The 9,107-nt window shown below is 72.4% G+C and carries 10 protein-coding genes; 6 read left to right on the top strand and 4 right to left on the bottom strand.

Features of this window, described 5'->3' with window-relative positions:
• A partial coding sequence (locus ACZ6QQ_RS21605) for an elongation factor 1-alpha C-terminal domain-related protein (protein WP_465878426.1) occupies nucleotides 1-95 on the top strand: 95 nt, incomplete at its 5' end.
• A 68-nt stretch (nucleotides 96-163) separates the two neighbouring features.
• Here the strand turns inward: ACZ6QQ_RS21605 and galK are convergent.
• Both galK and galE read right to left on the bottom strand, forming a co-directional pair.
• A complete protein-coding gene (galK, locus tag ACZ6QQ_RS21600; protein ID WP_465878394.1) occupies nucleotides 164-1,348 on the bottom strand; it encodes a galactokinase in 1,185 nt (394 codons plus the stop codon).
• A complete protein-coding gene (gene galE / locus ACZ6QQ_RS21595; protein WP_465878392.1) occupies nucleotides 1,345-2,334 on the bottom strand; it encodes a UDP-glucose 4-epimerase GalE in 990 nt (329 codons plus the stop codon). Before galE ends, galK begins: the two co-directional genes overlap by 4 nt.
• Nucleotides 2,335-2,562: 228 nt before the next feature.
• Here galE and ACZ6QQ_RS21590 point away from each other — a divergent pair, with 228 nt between their 5' ends.
• Nucleotides 2,563-3,633 (top strand): hemolysin family protein, encoded by a 1,071-nt coding sequence (locus ACZ6QQ_RS21590; protein ID WP_465878391.1) that lies wholly within the window; start codon nucleotides 2,563-2,565, stop codon nucleotides 3,631-3,633.
• A gap of 45 nt (nucleotides 3,634-3,678) precedes the next feature.
• Here the strand turns inward: ACZ6QQ_RS21590 and ACZ6QQ_RS21585 are convergent, their stop codons facing one another.
• Both ACZ6QQ_RS21585 and ACZ6QQ_RS21580 read right to left on the bottom strand, forming a co-directional pair.
• A complete protein-coding gene (locus ACZ6QQ_RS21585) occupies nucleotides 3,679-4,920 on the bottom strand; it encodes a WD40/YVTN/BNR-like repeat-containing protein (protein ID WP_465878389.1) in 1,242 nt (413 codons plus the stop codon).
• The gene (locus ACZ6QQ_RS21580) at nucleotides 4,913-5,491 is read right to left on the bottom strand and encodes an RNA polymerase sigma factor (protein WP_465878387.1); all 579 of its coding nucleotides are present in this window, start codon (nucleotides 5,489-5,491) and stop codon (nucleotides 4,913-4,915) included. The genes ACZ6QQ_RS21585 and ACZ6QQ_RS21580 overlap by 8 nt, the downstream gene beginning before the upstream one ends.
• A 156-nt stretch (nucleotides 5,492-5,647) precedes the next feature.
• On the opposite strand from ACZ6QQ_RS21580, the gene trpS reads away from it, so the two are divergent.
• The 4 genes from trpS (at nucleotide 5,648) to ACZ6QQ_RS21560 (ending at nucleotide 9,089) form a co-directional block, all read left to right on the top strand.
• The gene (gene trpS / locus ACZ6QQ_RS21575; RefSeq protein ID WP_465878385.1) at nucleotides 5,648-6,673 is read left to right on the top strand and encodes a tryptophan--tRNA ligase; all 1,026 of its coding nucleotides are present in this window, start codon (nucleotides 5,648-5,650) and stop codon (nucleotides 6,671-6,673) included.
• Between the two features lie 96 nt (nucleotides 6,674-6,769).
• Nucleotides 6,770-7,324 carry a 2'-5' RNA ligase family protein gene (locus tag ACZ6QQ_RS21570; protein ID WP_465878384.1) on the top strand — a complete coding sequence of 185 codons (555 nt, stop codon included), beginning with the start codon at nucleotides 6,770-6,772 and terminating at the stop codon, nucleotides 7,322-7,324.
• 90 nt (nucleotides 7,325-7,414) lie between these two features.
• Nucleotides 7,415-8,320 carry a YihY/virulence factor BrkB family protein gene (locus ACZ6QQ_RS21565; protein ID WP_465878383.1) on the top strand — a complete coding sequence of 302 codons (906 nt, stop codon included), beginning with the start codon at nucleotides 7,415-7,417 and terminating at the stop codon, nucleotides 8,318-8,320.
• Nucleotides 8,321-8,648: 328 nt separating this feature from the next.
• On the top strand, nucleotides 8,649-9,089 hold the full coding sequence (locus tag ACZ6QQ_RS21560) for a hypothetical protein (RefSeq protein ID WP_465878382.1): 441 nt from the start codon (nucleotides 8,649-8,651) through the stop codon (nucleotides 9,087-9,089).
• The last annotated feature ends 18 nt before the right edge of the window (nucleotides 9,090-9,107 follow it).

Below are 9,107 nucleotides of genomic sequence, written 5' to 3'. Positions count from 1 at the left end.
AATACCGCCGCAACCGCACCACCGGCGGCTTCATCCTCATCGACGAAACCACCAACCGCACCATCGCCGCCGGCATGATCGTCGACACCCACTGACCCACGGGCGAAAAGGGGCCCCGTCCGGAACCGGAACGGAACCGGAAACGGGGCCCCTCCGTCGTGGCTCAGCGCAGGCGGTGGGCGCCGGGGGCGGGGACGGCCGCGAAGGCGCGCGGGGCGGTGAAACCACGGGCGGCGTACGCGGCGGTCACGGCGGCGGTCACCGTTTCGACCCGGTCGGCGTCGACCAGAGCCAGTACGCAGCCGCCGAAACCGCCGCCGGTCATCCGGGCGCCGTACGCACCGGCGGTCAGGGCGGCCTCGACGGCGGTGTCGATCTCCGGGACGGTGATCTCGAAGTCGTCGCGCATCGAGGCGTGCGAGGCGGTCAGCAGCGGACCGATCTCGCGTACCCGGTTGGCACGCAGCAGTGCCACCGTCTCCAGCACCCGCTGGTTCTCGGTGACGACGTGCCGGACCCGCCGGCGGACGATCGGGTCGTCGAGCCGGGCGAGCGCGTCGTCCAGCCCGTCGACGGTGACGTCCCGCAGCGCCGGCACACCGAGCGCGCCGGCCGCCGCCTCGCAGGCCGCCCGGCGGGCCGCGTACTCGCCGGTGACGTGCCGGTGCGGGGCCCGGCTGTCCACCACGAGTACGGCCAGCCCGGCCGCTTCGAGGTCGAACGGGATCTGCTCGACCGCCAGCGACCGGCAGTCCAGGAAGAGCGCGTGCCCGTCCCGGCACCGGATCGACGCGGACTGGTCCATGATGCCGCAGGGCATGCCGGCGTAGACGTTCTCCGCCCGCTGGGCCAGGGCCGGCCGGTCGTCCACCGGCAGGGCCAGCCCGCCGAGGTCGGCCAGGGCGGTCAGGACCGCCGACTCCAGCGCCGCCGACGAGGAGAGCCCGGCACCCAGCGGCACGTCGGAGGCGATCGCCAGCCGGGCCCCCGGCACGTCGAAACCGGCGTCGCGCAGCGCCCAGACCACCCCGGCGACGTACGCGCCCCAGCCGGTGACCCGGCCGGGTTCGGTGACGTCGGCGAGGTCGAGGTCGATCCGCTCGCCGGACTGTTCCGACCAGACCGTCCAGCCCGGCTCCGGGTGGGGCGTGACGGCCACGACGGTCTGCTGCGGCAGGGCGAACGGCAGCACGAAGCCGTCGTTGTAGTCGGTGTGCTCGCCGATCAGGTTGACCCGACCGGGAGCGGCCCATGCGCCGGCGGGCTGCTCGCCGTACCCGGAGGTGAAGCCGTCGGTGGCGCGGGCGGCGACCCCGGCCACGACGTCGTGCTGGTCGGTCCGGCTCATTCGACCGGCTCGGCGAGGATGTGCGCGCGGTAGAAGGCCCACGCGTCGGTCACCATGTCGGCCAGGGTCGGCTTCGCCGGCACCCAGCCCAGCTCGGTCCGGGCTCGTTCGGACGAGGCGACCAGTGCGGCAGGGTCGCCTTCCCGGCGCGGGGCCATCTCCACCGGCAGCGGGTGGCCGGTCACCTCGCGGACCACGTCGACCACCTGGCGGTTGGAGAAACCGTTGCCGTTGCCGAGGTTGTAGACCCGGTGCTCGCCCGGTGTCGCCGCGTCGAGCGCGAGCAGGTGCGCGCGGGCGAGGTCCTCGACGTGGATGTAGTCGCGTACGCAGGTGCCGTCGATCGTCGGGTAGTCGTCGCCGAACAGTTGCAGCTTCTCCCGGCGCCCGGCGACGACGTCCAGCGCGATCGGGATCAGGTGGCTCTCCGGGTCGTGCCGCTCGCCGAGGGCCAGGTCGGGGCGGATGTACGCGCCGGCCACGTTGAAGTAGCGCAGCGACACCGCGCCGAGCTGGTGCGCGATCGCCTCGGAGGTGAGGGCCATGTCGACGGCGAGCTTGGTGGCGCCGTACGTGTTGGTCGGGGCCTTGGTGGCCTGCTCGGTGATCGGCAGCTCGGTCGGGTTGCCGTAGACCGCGGCGGTCGAGGAGAAGACGAACCGGGGGACACCGGCCGCGCGTACGGCGTCGATCAGGGCCAGCGAGCCGATGGTGTTGTTCTCCCAGTAGATCTCCGGTCGGACCATCGACTCACCGGCGGCGATCAGCGCGGCGAAGTGCAGCACCCCGTCGAAGCCGGCGTCCGGGGTGAGTACCCGGGCGGCGTCGTGGATCCGGGCCCGGACGAACGTCGCCTCCGGGGCGAGCGCCTCGACGTGGCCGGTACGCAGGTCGTCCAGGACGACCACCTGGTGCCCGGCGTCGATCAGGAGCCGGGTGACGATGCTGCCGATGTAGCCCGCGCCGCCGGTGACGAGCAGTTTCACGTGGTGCCCTCCCTGCCTGGCCCGCCGGGGTGTGTGCGCCGCGCACGCGAGGACCCCGGGGGGTGCGGAGACAGATTACGGGCGACGTTCTCCGTCACCGACGCTGTCCTGCCCTCTGCGGCCCCGCCAGCCCCATCATGTTCCACCATTGGCCAACAGAGTCGAACACGAGTGTCCGCGCGGGTTTTGTCCCCACCTCGTACGCGCCCGGTGTCTACCATTTCTGACATGCGGGTTTCCGGCAGTACCGGGCCCCGGCGCCGACCGCCGGGGCGTCCTGTTCGACAACCCGGGCCGGTGGCCCGAGGGCTGGCCGCGGTGGTGGTGCGTGCCGCCGACACGGCCACCCGGCTGGTCACCGCGATGCTCGGGGCCAGCCCGACCTCCGGCCGGGAACGGATCAGCGAAGCGGAACTGCGCGACCTGGTGGCCGCGAACACCCTGCTCGACCCGGTGGAGCGCCGGATCATCGACGAGGTGCTGGTGGCCGGGGCGAGCCTGGTCCGCGAGGTGATGATGCCGCGTACCGAGGTGGTCTTCCTCAACGCGCGGCTGACCCTCGACGAGGCGGCGAGGCTGGTCCGGGCCGAGACCCACAGCCGGTACCCGGTGGTCGACCTGCCGCACGACGACGTGATCGGCTTCGTCCACCTGCGCGACGTGCTGCTGCACCCGGAGGACGACCGGCGGGTCACGATCGGCGAACTGACCCGCGAGGTCAAGCAACTGCCGGGCAGCAAACGGGTGCTCGCCGCGCTGACCGAGATGCGCCGGGAAGGGCAGCACCTGGCCGTGGTGGTCGACGAGTACGGCGGCACCGCCGGCATCGTCACCCTCGAAGACCTGATCGAGGAACTGGTCGGCGAGATCCACGACGAGTACGACGACGCCCCCGAACCGGCGCCCGCCGGGGCACCGGCGGTGGTCGACGGCCGGCTCAACCTGGCCGACTTCGCCGAGCGGGCCGGTTTCGCCCTGCCCGACGGCCCGTACGAGACGGTGGGCGGGTTCGTGATGGCCGCCCTCGGACGACTGCCGGCAGCGGGTGACGAGATCCCGGTGCCGGTGGAACCGCGCGGCGCCGGCCGGAACTCCGACATCGGTTCGGGACGGAACTCCGACATCGGTTCCGTTCGGTCCCCCGACGCCGATCCGGCACCCGGGAACCCCGACGGCGGTCCGGACCCGATCGGGCACGACCATGGTTGGGTGCTGCGGGTGCTCGCCGTGGACGGGCGCCGGGTGGCCCGGGTCGGCATCTCCCCGGCCCGCCTGGTGGAGCAACGGCGGGCCGGCTGAGCGGTCTGGCTTCGCCGGTGACCGGCGTCCGTTCCGTCGGCCGGGTCAGCGGATCTGGAGCTTGCGCCAGGTCGAGCCGTCGGCCGAGTACGCCACCCAACCGTTGCTGAACAGCTCGTACGCGACGTAACCCGCGTCGGTACGCGCCAGCCGCCCCACCGGCGGCAGGGTGCCGGTGGCCCGGCTGAAGCTGGCGCCGTCGTCGGCGCTGACGTACCAGCGGTTGTCCGTACCGGCGGCCAGCAGCCGGCCGTCGAGCAGCGGCACCAGTTCACCGGCCAGCCCCGGCGGCCCGCCCACGGGTGGTTCGGCCGGGGTGAAGGTCCGGCCGGCGTCGGTGGAGTGGGACAGGGCCCGGATGGTGCCGTCCGGACCGAGCAGCACCGCGTACGCCCGGCTGCCGAGCACCGCGACCTGCACCCTCGTCGGCTCTGCGGCCGGGCCGAACACCGTCTCGGTCCAGGTGCCGCCCGCGTCCCGGGTGACCGCCGCGACCGGCTGACCGGCGCGGGTCCCGCCGATCCACCAGCCCCCGTCGGCGGTGGCGTCCGGGGCCACCCAGCAGACGGTGATCCCGTCCGGGTCCGCGCTACCCAGGTCGGCGGGTGCGTCGGGCCGCCAGATCGACACGGTTGCGCCGCAGCCGGCTTCCCCCGCCGATCCCGGCCGGCCGTGCAGCCGGTCGCCGGGCCGGGCCGGCGTGGGCTTGGTCCGCCCACCCACCTGCCAGGTACGGCCACCGTCGGTCGACACGTAGGTGGTCTGGCCGGTGACCGCCAGTCGCCCGTCCGGGAATGCGAGCAGCCCCAGCCCGGTATCGCTGCGGGTGGTGTCGGGTAGCTGGCTGACCTCCCAGTTCACCCCACCGTCGGCGGTCCGGGCCACGCTGGCCGGGCAGGGCGCCCCGGTGACGCACTCGGCGAGCAGGTAGCCGTGGTCCGGGTCGGTGAACTCGACGTCGGTGACTGTTCCGGGAACGTCGGTCACCGGCCCGTCCAGGCCGTTGATGGTGATCCCGGCGTCGCTGTAGATCGGCCCGGCGGCGGGGGCGGCCGGTGGGGTGGGAGCCGGGTCGGTGGCACCGGTCCAGGGGCGTACCAGCAGGGTGAGGGCGACGGCAACGGTGGTCAGGGCGCCGGTCGCCAGGTGGCGGCGGCGTTGCCGGCGTCGCGCCGCCAGGTGCCGGATCCGACCCAGCGGCGGCTGTTCGATCCGGTCCAGCAGGTCGGCCCGGCCGCGTGCCAACCGTTCGTCGAGCGGGATCCGGGGGGAGCGGGACTCAGGCATGGGTCACCTCGGTGCTGCCGGCGGCGGGGGCGGGATCGGGGGCGAGCGGGTCGGCGTCGTCGCGGTAGTCGCCGAGTCGGGCGGCGAGCGCGGCCCGGCCCCGGTGCAGGCGCGACTTGACCGTGCCGACCGCCACCCCGAGCAGCCCGGCGACCTCGTCGACGGGCAGGTCGGCGAAGTAGTGCAGCACCAGCACCTCGCGGTAGCCGACCGGCAGTCCGGCCAGCGCCTCGCGCAGGTCGGTCCGTTCCGGTCCGGGCGCCGCCTCGACCAGCCGCAGGACCGGGCGGTCGCGGCGCAGGATGGTGTCCAGCAGTTGCCGGCGGCGCCAGCGGCGGCGGACCACGTTGATCGAGACGGTACGCAGCCACGCCTCGGGGTTGTCGACGTCGGTCAGCCCGCGCGGCCGGGACAGGGCTCGGGCGAACGCCTCCTGGACCACGTCCTGCGCCTCGGCGAGGTCGGCGGTGAACGCGTAGACCTGGGCGACCAGCCGCCGGTAGCAGCCGTGGTACAGCTCGCCGATCGCCTCGTCCGCCGCGTTACGCCCACGGCCGTCCTGGTCGCGCACCCGATCGCCGCCCTTCCGGTCCTCAGCGTACGAGTCCCCGCGAACCGTCCCGGTTCCCGGGACCGTTCCCGTTTCCCGGCGGCGGTGGCGGGGTCGGGTGGACTTGGCATGGGCCCGTCATGACGCGGGCCCGGGCTTGCTGTCAGAATTGCCGGCATGTCCGACGTTCCTGCCCGCCCTCGGGTGCTGTCCGGGATCCAGCCGACCGCCGACTCGTTCCACCTGGGCAACTACCTGGGCGCGGTCCGCAACTGGGTGGACATGCAGGAGACGCACGACACCTTCTACTGCGTGGTCGACCTGCACGCGATCACCGCCGGGCACGACCCGGTGGTGCTGCGGCAGCGGACCCGGGTCGCGGCGGCGCAGCTGCTCGCGGTGGGTCTGGACCCGGAGCGGTGCACCCTGTTCGTCCAGTCCCAGGTGCCGGAGCATGCCCAGCTGGCCTGGGTGCTGAGCTGCATCACCGGGTTCGGCGAGGCCAGCCGGATGACCCAGTTCAAGGACAAGTCCGCCAAGCAGGGCGCGGACCGCTCCAGCGTCGGGCTGTTCACCTACCCGATCCTGCAGGCTGCCGACATCCTGCTCTACCAGGCGGACGCGGTTCCGGTCGGCGAGGACCAGCGCCAGCACCTGGAGCTGACCCGGGACCTCGCGCAGCGGTTCAACACCCTGTTCGGGGCGACCTTCACCGTGCCGGCGGCGTACATCGTGCGGGACACCGCGAAGATCGTCGACCTTCAGGACCCGAGCGCGAAGATGTCGAAGTCGGCGTCGTCGCCGGCCGGTCTGATCGAGCTGCTGGACGACCCGGCGAAGTCGGCGAAGAAGATCAGGTCGGCGGTCACCGACACCGGCCGCGAGGTCACCTTCGACCGGGAGCAGAAGCCGGGCGTCTCGAACCTGCTCACCATCTATGCGGCCCTCACCGGCCGCGGCACCGACGAGCTGGTCTCGGCGTACGAGGGCAAGGGGTACGGGGACCTGAAGAAGGACCTGGCCGCGGTGGTGACCGAGTTCGTCACCCCGATCCAGGAACGTACCCGGGCCTACCTGGACGATCCGGCCCAGTTGGACAAGCTGCTGGCGATCGGTGCGGAGAAGGCCCGTGCGGTCGCCTCGACCACGCTGGCGGCGGCGTACGACCGGGTGGGTTTCCTGCCGGCGGCGCGGCGTGACTGACCGGCGGGGTGACACCGGCCGGATCCGGCCCGGGACGACCCGGCGACGTTGAGGGTCGGCCGGCGTCCGACGCCGGCCGGTGGTGCAGAGCGGAGCGTGGTTCGGACGGACGGGTCGCAGCAGACCGGGAGCGCCTCGACCCGGATCGGGGTCGCGGTGGACATCCCGCAACCGTGGGGTGATGTGCTCACCCGGCGCCGGGCCGAGGCGGGTGACCCGCAGGCGGCGTACGTGCCGGCGCACCTGACCCTGCTCGGGCCGACCGAGATCCCCCTGGACTACCTGCCGGCGGTGGAGGCGCACCTGGACAAGGTGGCCGCCGACCATCAGCCGTACACCCTGCACCTGCGGGGGACCGGCACGTTCCGGCCGGTCACCGAGGTGGTCTTCGTCGCGGTGGCGGCCGGAATCAGCGAGTGTGAGCTGCTGGCCGAGGCGATCAACGGGGCGCCGGGGCTGGTCCGGGACACCCGGTTCCCGTACCACCCGCACGTCACGGTGGCGCACGACGTGGCGGCCGAGGCGTTGGACCGGGTGTACGAGGACCTGGCCGGGTTCTCCGCCCGGTTTGAGGTACGCAAGTTCACCCTTTTCTCGCACAGTGGCGAGGCGCGCTGGCAGCCGCGTCGGGACTATCTGCTGGGCGGCTGAGGCCCGGTGCGGGCCCCCCGCGCGGCGTACTGCTTCGTCTCGTCGCGTGCCCGACGCGCCGAAACCCGCCGGATCGGCGAGGATGACGGCGTGAACGTCCTGGATCGGGTGGTGGCGCGTGCCGAGCGGCGGGTGCAGGGGTGGCGGGACCGGTCGCCGGTGTTCGACCACTTCTGCCGGGCGGTCGGCCGGTACGTCGAGGTGCTCGGCGGGCGGCTCGCCGCCGGGATCGCGTACTACGGCTTCTTCGCCGTGTTCGCGCTCGGGCTGGTGGCGTACTGGATCTTCGGCACCATCCTGGGCGAGAGTGCCCGGGTCAATTCGGGTGCCTCGCACTTCTTCCGGCAGAACCTGCCGTTCCTCGACCCGGAGCAGATCCAGCAGGGGGCGCGGCGGGTCGGCATCATCGGCCTGGTCCTCCTGGTCATCACCGGCGTCGGTTGGGTGGAGGCGATCCGTTCGTCGCAGCGCCTGATCTACCGGCTCAACCAGCAGCCCGGCTACGTGGTGATCCGGCAGCTGATCGACCTGGTGGTGGTGCTCGGTGTGTTCCTGCTGCTCGGCATCTCGGTCGGTGCGGTGGACACTTTGCAGTCGCTGTTCCGGATGGTGTTCGGCTCGCACTCGATCCTGGTCTCGATCACCAGCTGGCTGCTGGCGGTCGTGATCAACATAGTGCTGGCCACGGCGCTGATGCTGGCGGTGCCCCGGTTGCGGATCACTCCGCGTCGGCTGTTCTCGCCGGTGCTGCTGGTGGCGCTGGGGGTCACCCTGCTGAACTCGGTGGGTCGCTACTACGTGATCCGGTTCGAGCGGAACCTGGCGTACACCGCGGTCGCCGGTACGGTCGGCCTGCTGGTCTACCTGTACCTGTTGAACCAACTGCTGCTGTTCGGTGCGGCGCTGGCGGCGACCAGTCACCGGGGTCGGGTGATCGACCTGGCGGCGGACGATCCGCTGCCGCCAGGCCCGCCACGGGTGGGCGAGCCCCGCTGAGCGCGGTTGGCGGCCCGGTCGCGAGCGGGGTTCGCATCGCCGCAGACCGATACGCGCAGTGAGTTTGTCACAGCCTCTTGTGACGAAGATCCACTTGGTGGCATGCTGACCGGGTGTTCGCGATCATGGCGTGAGCTGGGCCGATGTCGACCGTCGGCGGCTGCCGGCGCGATCATCGATGGGCCCCCGGCGGTTGTCGCTGCCTGAGCTGAGGCGACCGCCGGGCCAATATCGCCGGTCCCGGTCGGCGTCGACGATCATCAGTCAGAACTATGGCAATTCGGGCAAATGCCTACGAGCTGGTTGATCGGCCGCGATGATGATTCGCGTGGGCGCACTAGTGACGCTGGAACTGTCGGACGACTCGCCGATCCACGACCTGCCGTGGATCATCACGTTCGGCCCGTTGGGCGACGACGACGAGTGGGAGCCGGTGGTCTGCGGCCCGTACGAGCGGCCGCACGCGCTCGCCCTGGCCGAGTCGGTGGTGGCCGACGAGGACCTGATGGCGGTGGTCGAACCACTGCTGCCCCGGCTGAGCGCCGACGAGATCCGTGGTGAGATCGCCGCGTCCCGGATCGCCGCCGAGGACGAGGCGGTGCAGACCGAGGACGCCGACATCTACGGCGACTACGAGGACCTGCTCGACGAGGAGCCCGGCCCGGAGACCGTGCACCAGCACGCCGAGCCGCGACCGGCGCCGAGTCCGGAGGAGTTGCGGGCGGGCATGGCCCGGATCGCCGACAAGCTGGGCAACCTCAGCGGTTGACGGGTGTCGGTGCCTCCG

Source organism: Micromonospora sp. NPDC049529, assembly GCF_055586685.1.
This window is presented reverse-complemented; position numbering and strand designations above follow the sequence as displayed.